A 14,939-nucleotide genomic window follows, 5' to 3' on the forward strand; every position below is an offset into this window, starting at 1 on the left:
ATTATGAGTAATTTTGCTTCTGTAATTTCAATAGTTACCAGACTTCCTCCCGCAATTGATGGTGTAGGGGATTATGCCCTCAATTTAGCTCGTCAGCTTCGCCAAGATTTTCAGATTCAAACTCATTTTATTGTATGTGATCCCATATGGAATGGTGCAGCAGAAATTGAAGGTTTTTCTGTTAGTAAAATTAGCGATCGCTCTCCTAATGCACTGCTAGATTTATTATCAACCAATCGCTCATCCAGCATTCTTTTACATTATGTAGGCTATGGCTATGCTCAACGAGGCTGTCCAGTTTGGTTAGTCGATGGGTTACAGCGTTGTAAAAGTTTATTTCCCAAGCGATCGCTCGTTACCATGTTCCACGAAATTTCTGCTTCAGGCCCGCCTTGGACGAGTGCTTTTTGGCTATCATCCTTACAGAGAAGTTTAGCAGCACGTTTGGCACAAATGGGCGATCGCTGTGTTACCAGTAAAAAGCTCTATGCCGAAATAATTATTGATATTAGCAAAGGAAAACATAATCAAGTATTATTCTTACCAGTTTTCTCTAGTATTGGTGAACCAGATACATTCCCTCTTGATTTATCAAAACGTCAACCTCGATTAGTTATTTTCGGAGGCATTTCTAAACGAGCGAGAGTTTATAGAAACTGTCAAAAAACATTGAATTATGTTTGCCAGAAATTAAATATTCAGGAAATTTCGGATGTTGGAGTTCCAACTGGAATTACTCCTTCATCTATTGGCAAAGTACCAATTGTAGAAGTAGGAGAACAACCAGCTCAAAAGGTTAGTAAGATTCTCAAACACTCCCTAGCTGGTTTTTCGGACTATAATCCAGATTATTTAGCTAAATCTAGTATTTTTGCGGCTTACTGTTCCCACAGACTTTTACCTATCAACTCTAAATATAAGACCTTAATAGTTGACGGAATAGAAGCAAGTAAGCACTATTGGGTTCCTAGCACTAAATCTGAAGAATTAGAAGAACATTTTAATAGTCAAGCGATCGCTGATAATGCTTATTATTGGTACTCGAATCATAGCTTAATCATCCAAGCCAAAACATTTGCTGAAATCTTAATTAATTAAGATATTACATTTTTAACAGGATATTGAGATGAGAATAAATATTAAACAGCAACGACACAGTGCAGCCTTAGCCAGTGGTGGTATTAGTAGTCAACCAATATATAGTAAATTCTTGCACTTGATTGAAGAATTAAATCTCAAGGGTGATTGTCTAGATTTTGGAGCAGGGATTGGTAACTTAAGCCAAAGAATTCACAGTTTAAACCGCTTTAAATCTATAACTGCTGTTGACATCATGGAGCCTCCTATTGAACTAGATAGTTCAATAAATTGGTTAACCTGGGATCTCAATGATTCACTAGATATAATTAGCCAGAAATTTGATGTTATTGTATCTGTTGAAGTAATCGAACATCTAGAAAACCCCAGGGCTGTAGCACGAGAATTGTTTAGATTACTTCGTCCTGGTGGAATACTTATGTTGAGTACACCAAATAATGAAAGCTGGCGTTCTTTGCTTGCATTATTAATGCAAGGACATTTTGTAGCTTTTGGTGATAGTTGTTATCCTGCACATATCACAGCATTATTAAGAAAAGATATTGAGCGTATTCTTAATGAAGCCGGTTTTTGTAACCTAGAATTCAAATATACAGATTTCGGTAGAATTCCTAAATTAACTCATTTAAACTATCAAAAATTTTCTTTTGGTATTCTAAGGGGTGTTCGTTATAGTGATAATTTGATAGTAACTGCATCAAAATCGGCTGATTTTTAAGTAATAGTAAATCATCTTTATGAGAGATGATTCGTAAAGTAAATATTTATTAAATAGCCAATCGCCTAAGCTCGACTTTATCCATTTTTGCTTTCGGGTTATCACAAGGTTATGCGATCACGAAAAAATGAGGGTTTTACTGCATACATAACATTTAAATACAGTCTTGGTAAATACTGGTGAATCGCGCAATACACTGAGATTGCAAGACAATTGTGTGTATCGTCCCATGAATACAACAATACCAGTTGAAATCGCCAGTGTCCTACTGCCGTTTGCGGCAGCTTTTACCAAGCCAGTCTGGTGTCATGTCCAAACTTTGCTAATGGGAGCGATTTTAACAACAGGTAAATGTACCGTCACTTCGGTACTGGTAGTAATGGGAATGAATCAAGAGCAACACTTTCAAAATTATCATCGCGTCTTAAACCGTGCAGTCTGGCCAAGTTTAGAAGCAAGCCGAATTTTATTAATGGTCATGGTAAAAGTGTTTTTACCGAGTGGGCTAATCATCATGGGAATAGATGATACGATTGAACCTCGTAAAGGAAAGAAAATTAAGGCGAAAGGAATATATCAAGACCCAATACGTTCAAGTAACAGTCAAGTTGTGAAGGCGAGTGGCTTACGATGGCTATCAATGATGCTGTTAGTTGAAATTTCTTGGGCTGGGCGTGTCTGGGCATTACCTTTCTTAACAGTGCTTGCACCATCAGAACGTTGCAGCCAGCAGTATAAACTTCGGCATAAAAAACTGATTGATTGGGCCAGACAGATGATGTTTCAAGTTAAACGATTCCCTTTAACCTTTTTGCCACCATCGAAACCGTAGACCTCCCCTTTTTTTCCATTGTCTTCACCGACTGAGAGTCTCTAGATTAAAGTCTAGTCCATCTAACTCAAAGGCTCTTTAGATTTTCTTTACAAATTACGTCTGATATTGGAATAATATGAATATTCAAAAAATAAAGTCGTACATTAATAGACCAGAATATATTTTTAGGCCTGTTCAAATCTTTAAAAAGATTTTTAACTTACAGGACAATTCAAATAATCTTTTTAAAGAAGCTCATCTACCTTGGAACGTGAAAATTAAAATCACAACAGATACCAATGATGTCGTTAGTAAAGCAATTTCAAAATATGGAATCTATGACTTGAGTTTAACAGAGGCACTTTGGCGATTGACTAGTCCAGGGGAAACAGCCATAGACATTGGTGCTAATATTGGCTATATGACAAGCATTATGGCTATGAAAGTTGGTCAAAAAGGAAAAGTTTTATGTTTTGAACCTAACCCAGAAGTATATAAAGAATTGAGTGATAATATAGAGTTTTGGGAACAAATGACAATATAAATAATATTAATAGCTATAATATAGCTCTTTCAAATCATTCTGCTATTTGAAATTTAAACATAGTTTCTAAAAATAGAGGTGAAGCATTTATTGATGTTGATTTTAATAATGATATGAAAAGCAATATCAATATCATAAAAATTCCAGTATACTTAGAACGATTAGAAAAAGTTTTAGGGGATAAATATAAACTTATCAATATTCTAAAAATAGATGTAGAAGGCCATGAATTGCAAGTTTTACAAGGGGCTGGTAATTTCATTTCTCATCAAACCATACGTGATATTTTATTTGAAGAACATCATGGTTATCCTAGTCAATTAACCGAGTTTTTAGAAAAAAATGGCTACAGAATATTCCGAATCTGGAAAGGGTTTTGGAAACCAATACTATTATCCCCAACAAAAACCTTAATTCATGAATGGGAACCTCCCAATTATCTTGCTACTCTTGACCCTAAACGAGCCATTAAGCTTTTTGACGAATGGGGATGGAAATCTTTATCTGGTAGAATAGATAATTAACTTAGTATTCTAAGCAAATACGAAAAAATATCGTGAATATCCTATTATTATCTATGTTCTTTTATCCAAGCTTAGGTGGTAGTGAAACTAATGCTGAGATATTAGCCCGTCAATTTAGCCAAATGGGACATAAAGTAATAGTAGTTACCCAGACGATTGGAAATAATCTTGATGCCAATGGCTTACCATTTCCTTTCGAAGTAATCCGCAATCCTCATTGGATGAAATTAGTAAAGCTTGTCAAATGGTGTGATGTTTATTTTCATAATGGCATCAGTGTGAGGGCAGCTTGGCCATTATTAATTTTCAACAAACCTTGGGTCATCCGCCATCAAGTGTGGATAAGACGTATTGATGGTAGTGTCAATAGAATTGGTGGTAATCCTAATGATTGGATTGTCAAAATCAAGCGTTGGATAAATCAGTTCGCTGTATCAATTGCCATTAGTGAAGCCATCGCAGAGCATTTAAATTGTCCTTCCTTTGTTATACCAAATCCATATCGTGACTATTTATTCCGTATAATTCCCGAAGCTAACAGAAATAAAGAAATTGTTTTTCTTGGACGATTGGTTTCAGAAAAAGGAGTAGATATATTACTGGAATCTTTAGCAAGCCTGGCAGAGTATAGATTAAGTCCACTGCTAACTATAGTTGGAGATGGGCCAGAGAAAGCGAAACTAGAACTAAAATCTAAAAAATTGGGCATTCATCAACGAGTTGTTTTTGTTGGATCTAAAGTAGGAGAAGAATTAGTCAGTCTTCTAAATGAACACCAGATTATGGTTATTCCTTCTCTTTATGATGAACCTTTTGGCGTGGTAGCACTAGAAGGTATTGCTTGCGGTTGTGTTGTTGTTGGTTCAGAAGGCGGAGGCTTAAAAGATGCCATCGGTTCCTGTGGTTTGACATTTCCTAACGGCAATGTAGAGCAATTGACAAATATCTTGTTTAATTTACTGACTCATCCTGAACAAATGAAATTCTATAGAGACAATGCCGAATTACATTTAGCCCGTCATACAAGTAAAGCGATTGCCAAGGAATATATGAAAGTCCTGGAGGCAGCAGTTAAATGATTTTACTTGTCGCTTTAGTAGGAGTAGTGGCTATTGTTAGTTTATCCTTTCTAAACTGGCGGCGTGCTGTTAAAACTGTATTGTTCGTTGTAGTTTTAGAAGGAGTTTTACGGAAATGGGTGCTACCTCAAGCAAGTGACATGATTTACTTTCTTAAAGATTTAATCCTTCTGGGAGCATATCTGAGGTATTATCTAAGTCCTGAACCAAAATATCCTTTGAAACTAACTTTTTTCAATATTGCTTTATTAATGTCATTAGGCTGGTGTATATTCCAAGTCGTAAACCCTAACTTAGGCTCACTTATAGTTGGAATCTTTGGTTTAAAAGCCTACTTGTTTTATGTTCCTTTGATGTGGATGCTACCTAGTCTCTTTGATTCAGAGGAAGAATTATATAAATTTTTACGCGCTTATTTACTATTACTAATTCCAGTTTCTATTTTAGCTATCGCACAATTCTACAGTCCTGCCAGTAGCCCTATAAATGTATACGGTGGTGGTGTCGAAGCTAACGCTGTTGTTGATGGAAACCCCAGAGTAACAGGTACATTTCCCTATATTGCTGGCTATTCTACTTATCTATCTATTTGTTGGACTATACTGATTCCGCTTATGTCCCTACCACACAAAAAAATTTGGAGTTTTTTGACATTGGTAGAAATCTTATTAATTGTTGGTACTTCTTTTATGACAGGTGCGCGGGGTTTGCTTTTATTTGAAATACTGTTTACATTGGGATACTTCTGCCTCCTTTGGTTGACAAAACCTTCTAAAGCTTTTAATGCTACTAAACAGTTTGTTGTCCCTATACTTTTGATATCAACGGTAGTACCTCTATTTTTCGACAAAGCAATACAAGCGTTTTCCAAGCGTGCAACAACTGCTTCTGATTCATCAACATTTGTTGATCGTGTCTTCTCTTCTTTTACAGCTCCTCAGCAAGCGATGCAACACAAAGGATTTGATAGTTATGGCATTGGAGCAACTCATCAGGCTATCTCTACTTTACGTAAAACTTTAAAGCTACCTCTTGGTGAATCTCCTCCACCATCTGAAGGAGAAATGGGACGAATAGTTCTTGAAATAGGGCCAATTGGATTTATCATTTGGTACGGACTACGTTTAATTTTGATTTTTTCTCTATTAGGAGTATTTTTAAAGTTGAAGACTCCCTTCCTACGTAACTTGGCTCTTGCTGCTTTCTTGTTACACGCTATTAATTTAACCAATCAGTTAGTCTTTAACAACACGTTAGGAATTTACTATTGGTTTTTCAGTGGATTTATATTCCTACTTCCAGAGTTGGAATACAGGCAGTCTTTATCATATAGACATCAGGTACAACAACACTATGTCTGAACCTAGCGTTTCTTTGGTACATCAAATTAACCCTAGCAATGCTCAACAAGCTTCTTTGGCATTAGCAGAGACCAATTTATTAAAAGAGGTAATTAGTACTTTTGTTTACAATCCAAAAACAAGTGTATGGTGTTATTTGAATTGGTTGCCTAAAAAATTAAGGTCTTTAATTACTGTTGAATTAAGTAGAAGAAGTTGGATTTCTGATAATAGATTAAGAATTAAAACTTATCCCTGGCGAGAAATAATACGAATACTTTTATCCCGAAATAAACTAGTAAAAACTCTATTTTTTAGAGATGTAGATTTAGTTAGCTGGGTCGATATATTTTTAGATGATAAAGTCGCTAAGTACCATCTTCAAGGGATAAATGCCATATACAGCTATGAGGATATGGCTGCAACTACATTTAAGAAGGCTAAAGAAAAAGGAATTATTTGTTTATATGACTTGCCTATTCCCTATTATAGGATGACTGGTAATATCATGCGTCAAGAAGCTGAACTCTTCCCAGAGTTAGCTCCAGTAATTCAGACTATTCGTGAACCTATCTGGAAGCTTCACCGTAAGGAGCAGGAAATTCAACTGGCAGATCATATTTTTGTAGCTTCTTCTGTAACAAAACAATCATTGCTAGATATTGGTGTCAAAGCTGAAAAAATTAGTGTCATTCCCTACGGTGCTCCAGTAGAGTATTTTCAGCCTCAAGCAAAGACGGATGATTGCTTCCGCGCTTTATTTGTAGGTCGCGTTTCTCCTCGTAAAGGTGTTCATTACTTGCTACAAGCTTGGCAAAACTTAAAACTACAGGATGCCGAATTAGTCATAGTGGGACAAAATCTTTTTCCTCCCGGTTGGTTAGAACAGTATAAATATATTTGCCGTCATGTTCCGTCAGTTCCCCATTTACTTCTGAACCAGTATTACGGCAGTGCTAGCGTTTTAGTATTTCCTTCTTTAATTGAAGGGTTTGGACTAGTTCTATTAGAAGCCATGTCTTGTGGAATTCCTGTAATTACAACTTATAATACAGCAGGCCCTGATATTATTACTGATGGAGTAGATGGGTTCATTATTCCCATTCGAGATGTAGAAGCACTCAAAGAAAAACTGCAATGGTGTTATTCACATCCCAAAGAATTAGCAGACATGGGAAGAGCCGCCCGACGCAAAGCTGAAGAATTAAACTGGGGTTTATATCGACAACGTTTAGCAAACAAAGTGCTATCGCTACTGACAGCGTAAGTTTTAATATGCCCAAAACTAAATTTCATCTTTGGTTTCCCAATATCTTTGAATTTAAAGGTGGAATCCAAACCTATTCTGCATTTTTACTACAAGCCATACAAAATATTTATCCTGATGCTAACTACGGAGTGTTTCTTATGCACGATCGCAGATCATCAGCTAATTTTACTAACAAAAACATTACCCAGTTCCATTGTGCTGGGATTGTGCCATTAGTACTAAGAACGCCTTTATTTGCTACCCAGTTAATGGCATGGGGAGTCACTCAACGTCCTAATTTAGTGATTGCTAGTCACCTTAACTTCACTGTGATTGCCAACAAGCTCAATCGCTTTGCAGGAATACCATACTGGACTATCGCTCATGGAGTAGAAGCTTGGGATTTAAAAAACGCTGAAGTGAAAAAATCTCTACATCATGCCGACCAAATTTTAGCAGTCAGTCACTATACACGCGATCGCATAATTGAAAAACATCGTCTCAATCCTGATAAAGTTTCTATCTTACCTAATACATTTGCATCTAGTCGCTTTAAACCAGCACCAAAACCTAACTATTTACTGAGAAAATATCAACTAAAGCCAGAACAACAAATTATCTTAACTGTGGCCAGACTAGCTGAAGCTCAACGCTACAAAGGATATGATCAAATTCTGCAAGCATTACCGCATATACGTCAATTAATCCCTAATGTTCACTATGTCATTGTTGGCAAGGGAAATGATAAACATAGAATTGAGAGTATGATTGTACAACAAGGGCTACAAAATTGTGTTACTTTAGCTGGATTTGTTCCTGATGAGCAACTTTGCGATTATTACAATCTTTGTGATGTATTTGCAATGCCTAGTAAAAGGGAAGGGTTTGGTATTGTCTATTTAGAAGCGTTAGCTTGTGGTAAACCCGTGTTAGGAGGCAACCAGGATGGAGCTAATGATGCCCTTTGTCATGGTGAATTAGGCGCACTCGTTGACCCTGATAATGTAGAGGAAATTGCTCTAACTCTAATTCAAATTTTACAGGGTATATATCCTAATCAATTAATGTATCAACCAGATGCCCTGCGTCAAAAAGTAATCGATTATTTTGGTTTTGAGCGTTTTCAGGCTACGCTAGCTAAATATTTGGATAAACGACTGCAATCAATCAAATAGTCCGTACGATAAATTTTATCAAATATTTATCAGACATCAATAAGCTGATATCTTTATCTTAATTAGTTATTACTAACATACGCATAGTAAATACTTACAATATGAATGTCCTCCATGTGATTCCCTCTATTGCGCCAATTAGAGGTGGGCCGAGTCAGGCAGTTCTAGAGATGGTAAAAGCCTTAAGAGATGCAAATATTGAGGCTGAAATCGCCACAACTAACGATAATGGTAAAGAACTTTTGAACGTTCCTTTGGGTCAATACACCCACTATCAAGAAGTTCCAGTATGGTTCTTTCCTCGTTTTTCTCCTGCTATCAACTCACTGAGAGAGTTTGCCTTTTCTAAAGAGTTAACTATTTGGTTGTGGAAGAATATTCATAACTATGACCTATTGCATATCCACGCTATCTTTTCTTATGCTTCTACAGCAGCAATGGCGATCGCTCGGCTGAGAAAAATTCCTTACATCGTTCGCCCTTTGGGACAACTCTGTGAATGGTCATTACAGCAAAGCGCCATTAAAAAGCAAATCTATCTGCAACTAATAGAAAAATCTAATCTTAACAATAGTAAATATATTCATTTCACATCCGAGCAAGAACAGCAAGAAACTTCTTTATTAAACCTTACTTCCCCAAGCTTTATCCTGCCTCATGGTCTTTCTATTACAAATATTATTCCTGATGCTCGTCAGCGTTTGCGACAACACTTTAATTTACCAGAAGACGAACCAATAATTTTATTTTTATCTCGTCTACATCCTAAAAAAGGTCTAGATTATCTGATTCCAGCTTTAGAAAAAATATCTAATTATCGCTTTACTTTTGTATTAGCAGGTAGTGGTTCTCCAGACTACGAGACTGAAGTTAAATCACTTCTAGTATCTCATAGCATTCAAAACCGCACTTGTTTTACAGGATTTGTTAAAGGAGAAATTAAAGATATATTACTACAAGGAGCAGACTTATTTGCCCTCACTTCTCACTCGGAAAACTTTGGAGTAGCCGTATTAGAAGCTTTATCTGCTGGTGTTCCTGTTTTAGTTACGCCTGGTGTTGCTTTAGCTAATTTGGTAACACAGCAAAATCTTGGTTATGTTACCGAGTTGGATGTTAATTATATCGCTGCTTCCATACAACAGGCTCTAGATTATCCCCAGAAAGCAAAAGAAATGGGCGATCGCGCTCGTCAACTAATATGTGAGAAATACACATGGGATAAAGTTGCTGGACAATTGCAAGAAGTTTATAAAAATATTCTTCCATGAAAACCTATAACTATTGACTTGCTCCTGAAATATTGACTATTTTATGTTAAAATACATCACTCCTGTAATTCTTACTTATAATGAAGCACCAAATATTGAGCGTACTCTACAGCAACTCAGTTGGGCGATCAAAATCATAGTTATTGATAGCTATAGTACTGATAAAACTTTAGAAATTCTCCATTCCTATCCACAGGTTCATCTATTGCAAAGAGAATTTGATACCCATACTAGACAGTGGAATTATGGCTTAGAGCAAGTTGAATCACCGTGGGTACTTTCTCTAGATGCGGACTATGTACTCACTAATGAGTTAATTTCAGAAATTTCTGCTTTGCTAGTTGATGGACAGATTGATGGTTATTTCGCCAAATTTAAGTATTGTGTGTTTGGTAAACCGATGCTTAGTACTATACTTCCACCCCGTCAGGTTCTTTTTCGTAAAACTAATGCTACTTATGTTGATGATGGACACACACAACTTCTGCAACTGAAAGGTAATTCTGCAAACTTGTCTGCCTATATTCATCATGACGATCGCAAACCCTTGAGTCGTTGGCTGTGGGCGCAGGATCGCTATACATTGTTAGAAGTAAAGAAATTGCAAGAAACTCCTGCAACTGAACTTAGTTTAGGCGATCGCATCCGTAAACAAAAAGTGCTCGCCCCATTCGTTATCTTATTTTATTGTCTGATTCTCAAGGGCGGAGTTCTGGACGGTTGGCATGGTTGGTATTATGCTTTTCAACGCCTTCTAGCAGAAATACTCTTGAGCATTCGACTCATAGAAGCTGAAAAATTTAAAAGTTAAATATATTGAAAAATTTAAAAGTTAAATATATTATTAACTTACGCTTACTTTTGAAAAGTTTAAAGCTGGGCAACACACATTAAAGACAATGCTGCCTCTGGTAACTCAGGATTGATTCCCGACAATATCTGGGCCAGACGACACTTCCAACTGGATTGCCCATAATTACCCTTTAGTACCTCTGCTCCTACTGTATGATTGTGAGGATAAAGTTTAACTTTAAACCCTAATGGTTTTAGTACTTTATAGTATAGTTCTGGCGTTACCCCATCACCTGGTTTATGATGAACCTCCGTTGCTAAACCCCAAAGCTGTTCTTCCTTTGTAGAGTGTCCACCCCTTTTTATTTGTCGATACAGAGATAGACGCACATTCCAAAGCATAAAACCTAAACCTCGAAATTGATATGCAGTAAGTTGGGGGTCGTGATCAGTAATCAAAAATCCGCCAGGACGAACTAGCCTAGCGGCTTCTCTCAATGTTTTCTCCATATCATCACAATGATGTAAACAGGCATTAGCTATAACAATGTCTGCAAAACCTGAAATCAATGGCAGATTTTGGGCATCTGCTAATATAGGGGTGTAACCAAGGTGCTGAGACATTTTTAGTGCTTCATAGGATACATCTACGCCAATTAATAGCTGAGGTTCACCACAAATTTCTTTTAATGACGCATATACATTACCAGGGCCACAACCAATATCTACAACAATTTTGTCATGCCAACTACCAATGACTGCTCGCCACAAGTCTATAAATTTTTCATCTCTATGACAGGCTGCGAAATAACTTTTTCCCCATTCTGGATGACCAAAGTAATAACTGTTTGCTTGAATAGCTGGGGTCAAATTTAATTTTTTACAAACCAAAATACCTTGGTCACTTGTATCAAAACAATTTTCTGAAACTAAATATTTTTTCAAAACCATTTGAATATTAAAAATATGGTTAGTATCTACAAAATCTTTACCGGGGCAAACGCAACATTTTTGTAACAAACGTAAGGATTTTATAACGGAATAAGAATAATGTCAAATAACTTATCAAGAGTTAATAAAACAAGGCACGACTACGCACAACAAATTTATAACAAATTAGATCAAAATCAAGATGATCTGAGAAGAGAACTTTTCAATAACAACTCATTACATAGTTGTTATATAGATGATTTGTTAGATGAAAAGGATGCCAAAGAAATATATGAAGCATTTCCACCAAAAGAAAAGTTATTACTGTTGAAAGACTTACGAGAATATAAGTATGTGGGAATGCAAATGAATAATTTCCATCCAATACTTGAAGAAATTATCTATGCTTTTCAAGATTCCCAAGTAGTAGAAATTATATCTAAGATCACTGGATTTGAGCAGTTATTGCCAGATGAATACCTTTATGCTGGAGGAATTAGCTTAATGGATTATGGCTGCTTTCTCAATCCGCATCTTGATAATTCACATGATAAAGACAGAAAAAACTATCGTGTAATGAATTTATTGTATTATGTTACGCCTGATTGGAAAGAAGAATATGGTGGAAATCTGGAATTATGGAATAATGGCTTAAAGCAAAGCAATAAAACTATTCACAGTAAATTTAATCGGTTGGTGATTATGATCACTAACAAAAAATCCTGGCACTCGGTTAGTAAAGTTGATTATCAAGGTCGGCGTTGCTGCGTTTCTAACTATTATTTCTCGCCCAAGCCTGCTGAAGAACATGATTATTTTCACGTTACTTCTTTTAGAGGACGACCAGAACAAAAGTTGAGAGATATTTTATTACAAGGAGATGCAGCCTTACGCAATGGAATTCGTAAAATTATCAAACATGGAATTAGAAATTCCTCATTTTATAAAAAATAATTTTAAAATTTTGTTTTAAAATTTTGGCTATTTCGTAAATGTGATTCTTAAGTTTAAACTCAAGTTAAATAGGATTAAAACCGAGCGGATGGGCGAAAATTTATTGTTCATGGACTGAACAATAAGTCTCTTTGAAAAGTAGATAATAGTACATATGAAGCAATATAAAAAAGTGAAATATTATTGTCTTCGTAAAAGCAAGAAAAATATGATTTTAGCTTTAACAGCGTTATTTGCTGTAATGCTAATGAGTGTTCCCACAAAACTAGCGATCGCCTACTATCAAACTCCCACTCCACAAGCTATCCTAACACTTGGCGGTGACGAAAATCGAGAAAAGTTCACTGCCCTATTTGCCCAATTTTATCCAGATTTAAAAATTTGGATTTCTTCCGGTATAAGTTATATCAAAGCACGGGCAATCTTCCAGAATGCAGGTATCCCTAATAGTCGCCTTCACTTTGATTACCGGGCTACAGACACTGTAACTAACTTTACTACTCTAGTCGGGGATTTTCAAAAACAGCACATACAACACTTATTCCTAATCACTTCAGAATCTCATATGCCCAGAGCTAAGGCGATCGCCATTTTGGTTCTTGGTAGTCGAGGTATTGCTTTTACTCCCGTTTCTGTACCCTCTAAGGCAACTCAACCAGAATCTATGTTTCCCATTCTTCGAGATATTTTTCGCTCGCTTCTCTGGATTGTTACAGGTTATACAGGAGCATAATTGTAAGTATTATTACTTGCCTACCATATATGATTAGCTGGTGCAAAGTTTGATATACGATTTTTGTATGCGATATCCTATGATGAAACTGAGGCAATTGTGTGCTGGAATCTACTTAGGTTTTTTAGCTATTCTAGAAATGTTAAACCCGCGCAAGCGGGTTTAGTTTGTATGTCTGCAAATTTTCATTACCTAACTGGAGATATCAGCAGCCATCAAAAGCTATACTACTTTTTTTCTTGCCCAGCGTGTTTCTTTCCAAATAGTAAAAAACAAAGCCGCAGATATTAAGGCTCCTAAATTCCATTTCACAGAATTTTTAAATAAATTTAGAGTTACTGACGACTGATTTGTTTCCTTCTGTGTTTTAAGTTGTTGCTTGGCTTGAGTTAGTTCTGAAAGAATTTGATTCTTTACATCTTCAGGATTTCTACCATTTAATGAGCCACCTTGACGCTTGATTAAACTATCAATCTCTGTTGGTGAAGTTTGGCTCAACTGCTTTTCAGCCTGATTAGCTTGAGATAGTCTTTGCTCATAGCCAGCCCTAATTTGCTCTAAGTTGGTATTATACAAACGTACTGTATTAACTACTCCTAAAGGAATCAGTAGCAAGTATAATAAAGCCACTAATAGGGTTAAATGAGATAAGAAACTTAATATACGTGGTTCCCATTTGGCTCGTTTTGTTAATTTACCCGAAAATACGAATAACATTGCAATCAATGGGACACCTACTTGGTTTACCAATCTTCCCATCGTTTGAAATTCCCAAGTGGGATTCATGACGCTTGGTGGCACAAAAATTTCAATAGTGTCTAGCAAGGCCAACACCAACATTCCATAACCAAGTAATCGCCAAAGATTAATTATCTCTATTAGAGGCTGTATAGTCCCTACTAATTTACTTAATTTGGTGAATTCTAGTTCAACAAATTCACGGATATCTTTTTCTTGGTTGTCAGTTTCGCGGATATTAGGTTCACGAATCTCAGTTTCAGCCATAAGTTTAGTTAAAGGTAATTACAAAAAATCTGGGGTAAAAATCTAGGGTTTGGGAAATCGAGGTTGCCACCAACGGTACCAAGAAAACCAAGCTTTCTCTAATATTTGGTAGGCTTCTTCTGGTGAAGAATTCCGTATTGGGATTGATAAATGCACCCACAGACAACGTTTGTCTAAAAGCATTTCCTTACCTAATAGAATAGGTATTATACGTTCTAATTGGATATCTTGAGAAAAGCGGTTGTGCCGGAATTGTTCATGAGTAAAGGTACTTCCTCCCCGTGAATTAATACAGGTACTTAAATAAGCTTTCTGTTTGTCTATACCCAAGCCGTAGTAACCTATTCCCTTTTGATGGCGCATAACAGAAGAGGACTGTATGTCAAGATTTTTTTTAATGTATGCACTAATATCTGCATAGTATAAGTTTTCCAGATAATGTATTTTGATATCTAGGGGTAAGTTATTTTTAACATATCGATAATGTTTTTGTTCTAATAGCTGATATTGGTTATCTTCATTTGTAGTCGGTAAATTATTGTGACTCGTCACTATGAATTGCCATTCATTTAATGGAACTTTTTCAGGAAAAACTGAAACGTTAATTTTCGGTTTATTTAAATTAGGAAATAAAAATAATTTACCTATAATCAATATTCCTGTACCAAAGATTAAGATTAAAAATTTAATGCGAATTTCTTTCCAGTGCATCA

General features: G+C 36.0%; 15 protein-coding genes and 2 pseudogenes. 13 read left to right on the forward strand and 4 right to left on the reverse strand.

The window, feature by feature from the left end; translation table 11 throughout:
- The first annotated feature begins 3 nt into the window (after positions 1-3).
- From ACN222_RS26085 to ACN222_RS26095, 3 genes and pseudogenes are all read left to right on the forward strand, one after another.
- A complete protein-coding gene (locus tag ACN222_RS26085) occupies positions 4-1,098 on the forward strand; it encodes a hypothetical protein (RefSeq protein WP_010999354.1) in 1,095 nt (364 codons plus the stop codon).
- A gap of 28 nt (positions 1,099-1,126) precedes the next feature.
- On the forward strand, positions 1,127-1,816 hold the full coding sequence (locus tag ACN222_RS26090; protein WP_010999355.1) for a class I SAM-dependent methyltransferase: 690 nt from the start codon (positions 1,127-1,129) through the stop codon (positions 1,814-1,816).
- 325 nt (positions 1,817-2,141) lie between these two features.
- A pseudogene (locus ACN222_RS26095) lies at positions 2,142-2,552 on the forward strand (transposase); the annotation flags it as partial.
- Positions 2,553-2,608: 56 nt separating this feature from the next.
- On the opposite strand, the pseudogene ACN222_RS26100 reads toward ACN222_RS26095, so the two are convergent.
- A pseudogene (locus ACN222_RS26100) lies at positions 2,609-2,688 on the reverse strand (IS5/IS1182 family transposase); the annotation flags it as partial.
- Positions 2,689-2,766: 78 nt separating this feature from the next.
- Here ACN222_RS26100 and ACN222_RS26105 point away from each other — a divergent pair.
- The 8 genes from ACN222_RS26105 to ACN222_RS26140 all read left to right on the forward strand — a co-directional run bounded on the left by ACN222_RS26105 (position 2,767) and on the right by ACN222_RS26140 (position 10,623).
- On the forward strand, positions 2,767-3,174 hold the full coding sequence (locus ACN222_RS26105) for an FkbM family methyltransferase (RefSeq protein ID WP_010999357.1): 408 nt from the start codon (positions 2,767-2,769) through the stop codon (positions 3,172-3,174).
- Positions 3,175-3,263: 89 nt separating this feature from the next.
- Entirely contained in the window at positions 3,264-3,698 is a 435-nt protein-coding gene (locus ACN222_RS26110; RefSeq protein ID WP_395939890.1) for an FkbM family methyltransferase, read from the forward strand.
- A 32-nt stretch (positions 3,699-3,730) separates the two neighbouring features.
- Positions 3,731-4,777 carry a glycosyltransferase family 4 protein gene (locus ACN222_RS26115; protein WP_010999359.1) on the forward strand — a complete coding sequence of 349 codons (1,047 nt, stop codon included), beginning with the start codon at positions 3,731-3,733 and terminating at the stop codon, positions 4,775-4,777.
- A complete protein-coding gene (locus ACN222_RS26120) occupies positions 4,774-6,138 on the forward strand; it encodes a hypothetical protein (RefSeq protein WP_010999360.1) in 1,365 nt (454 codons plus the stop codon). The genes ACN222_RS26115 and ACN222_RS26120 overlap by 4 nt, the downstream gene beginning before the upstream one ends.
- Positions 6,131-7,384 (forward strand): glycosyltransferase family 4 protein, encoded by a 1,254-nt coding sequence (locus tag ACN222_RS26125; protein ID WP_010999361.1) that lies wholly within the window; start codon positions 6,131-6,133, stop codon positions 7,382-7,384. The genes ACN222_RS26120 and ACN222_RS26125 overlap by 8 nt, the downstream gene beginning before the upstream one ends.
- Positions 7,385-7,392: 8 nt before the next feature.
- Positions 7,393-8,541, forward strand: coding sequence for a glycosyltransferase (locus tag ACN222_RS26130; protein WP_010999362.1), 1,149 nt, complete (start codon positions 7,393-7,395; stop codon positions 8,539-8,541).
- Positions 8,542-8,642: 101 nt separating this feature from the next.
- Complete coding sequence (locus ACN222_RS26135) at positions 8,643-9,812, forward strand: glycosyltransferase (RefSeq protein ID WP_010999363.1); 1,170 nt, start codon at positions 8,643-8,645, stop codon at positions 9,810-9,812.
- Between the two features lie 43 nt (positions 9,813-9,855).
- Positions 9,856-10,623: a glycosyltransferase family 2 protein gene (locus ACN222_RS26140; protein ID WP_010999364.1), complete on the forward strand. Its 768-nt coding sequence runs from the start codon at positions 9,856-9,858 to the stop codon at positions 10,621-10,623.
- 59 nt (positions 10,624-10,682) lie between these two features.
- On the opposite strand, the gene ACN222_RS26145 is transcribed toward ACN222_RS26140, so the two are convergent.
- Complete coding sequence (locus ACN222_RS26145) at positions 10,683-11,555, reverse strand: class I SAM-dependent methyltransferase (protein ID WP_010999365.1); 873 nt, start codon at positions 11,553-11,555, stop codon at positions 10,683-10,685.
- Positions 11,556-11,654: 99 nt separating this feature from the next.
- On the opposite strand from ACN222_RS26145, the gene ACN222_RS26150 reads away from it, so the two are divergent.
- Complete coding sequence (locus tag ACN222_RS26150; RefSeq protein ID WP_010999366.1) at positions 11,655-12,488, forward strand: 2OG-Fe(II) oxygenase; 834 nt, start codon at positions 11,655-11,657, stop codon at positions 12,486-12,488.
- 208 nt (positions 12,489-12,696) lie between these two features.
- The gene (locus ACN222_RS26155; protein ID WP_190449672.1) at positions 12,697-13,221 is read left to right on the forward strand and encodes a YdcF family protein; all 525 of its coding nucleotides are present in this window, start codon (positions 12,697-12,699) and stop codon (positions 13,219-13,221) included.
- Between the two features lie 222 nt (positions 13,222-13,443).
- Here the strand turns inward: ACN222_RS26155 and ACN222_RS26160 are convergent, their stop codons facing one another.
- A complete protein-coding gene (locus ACN222_RS26160; RefSeq protein ID WP_010999368.1) occupies positions 13,444-14,226 on the reverse strand; it encodes an HpsJ family protein in 783 nt (260 codons plus the stop codon).
- 42 nt (positions 14,227-14,268) lie between these two features.
- On the reverse strand, positions 14,269-14,937 hold the full coding sequence (locus ACN222_RS26165) for a cyanoexosortase A system-associated protein (RefSeq protein ID WP_044522568.1): 669 nt from the start codon (positions 14,935-14,937) through the stop codon (positions 14,269-14,271).
- Positions 14,938-14,939: the final 2 nt, after the last annotated feature.

Source organism: Anabaena sp. FACHB-595 (assembly GCF_048568275.1).
GTDB lineage: Bacteria > Cyanobacteriota > Cyanobacteriia > Cyanobacteriales > Nostocaceae > Trichormus.

What these genes read in the sequence shown, in the direction of transcription:
- ACN222_RS26085 (WP_010999354.1), top strand. Translation starts at nt 4, where the DNA reads ATGAGTAATTTTGCTTCTGTAATTTCAATAGTTACCAGACTTCCTCCC.
- ACN222_RS26090 (WP_010999355.1), top strand. Translation starts at nt 1,127, where the DNA reads ATGAGAATAAATATTAAACAGCAACGACACAGTGCAGCCTTAGCCAGT.
- ACN222_RS26105 (WP_010999357.1), top strand. Translation starts at nt 2,767, where the DNA reads ATGAATATTCAAAAAATAAAGTCGTACATTAATAGACCAGAATATATT.
- ACN222_RS26120 (WP_010999360.1), top strand. Translation starts at nt 4,774, where the DNA reads ATGATTTTACTTGTCGCTTTAGTAGGAGTAGTGGCTATTGTTAGTTTA.
- ACN222_RS26125 (WP_010999361.1), top strand. Translation starts at nt 6,131, where the DNA reads ATGTCTGAACCTAGCGTTTCTTTGGTACATCAAATTAACCCTAGCAAT.
- ACN222_RS26130 (WP_010999362.1), top strand. Translation starts at nt 7,393, where the DNA reads ATGCCCAAAACTAAATTTCATCTTTGGTTTCCCAATATCTTTGAATTT.
- ACN222_RS26135 (WP_010999363.1), top strand. Translation starts at nt 8,643, where the DNA reads ATGAATGTCCTCCATGTGATTCCCTCTATTGCGCCAATTAGAGGTGGG.
- ACN222_RS26140 (WP_010999364.1), top strand. Translation starts at nt 9,856, where the DNA reads ATGTTAAAATACATCACTCCTGTAATTCTTACTTATAATGAAGCACCA.
- ACN222_RS26145 (WP_010999365.1), bottom strand. Translation starts at nt 11,555, where the DNA reads ATGGTTTTGAAAAAATATTTAGTTTCAGAAAATTGTTTTGATACAAGT.
- ACN222_RS26150 (WP_010999366.1), top strand. Translation starts at nt 11,655, where the DNA reads ATGTCAAATAACTTATCAAGAGTTAATAAAACAAGGCACGACTACGCA.
- ACN222_RS26155 (WP_190449672.1), top strand. Translation starts at nt 12,697, where the DNA reads ATGATTTTAGCTTTAACAGCGTTATTTGCTGTAATGCTAATGAGTGTT.
- ACN222_RS26160 (WP_010999368.1), bottom strand. Translation starts at nt 14,226, where the DNA reads ATGGCTGAAACTGAGATTCGTGAACCTAATATCCGCGAAACTGACAAC.
- ACN222_RS26165 (WP_044522568.1), bottom strand. Translation starts at nt 14,937, where the DNA reads ATGCACTGGAAAGAAATTCGCATTAAATTTTTAATCTTAATCTTTGGT.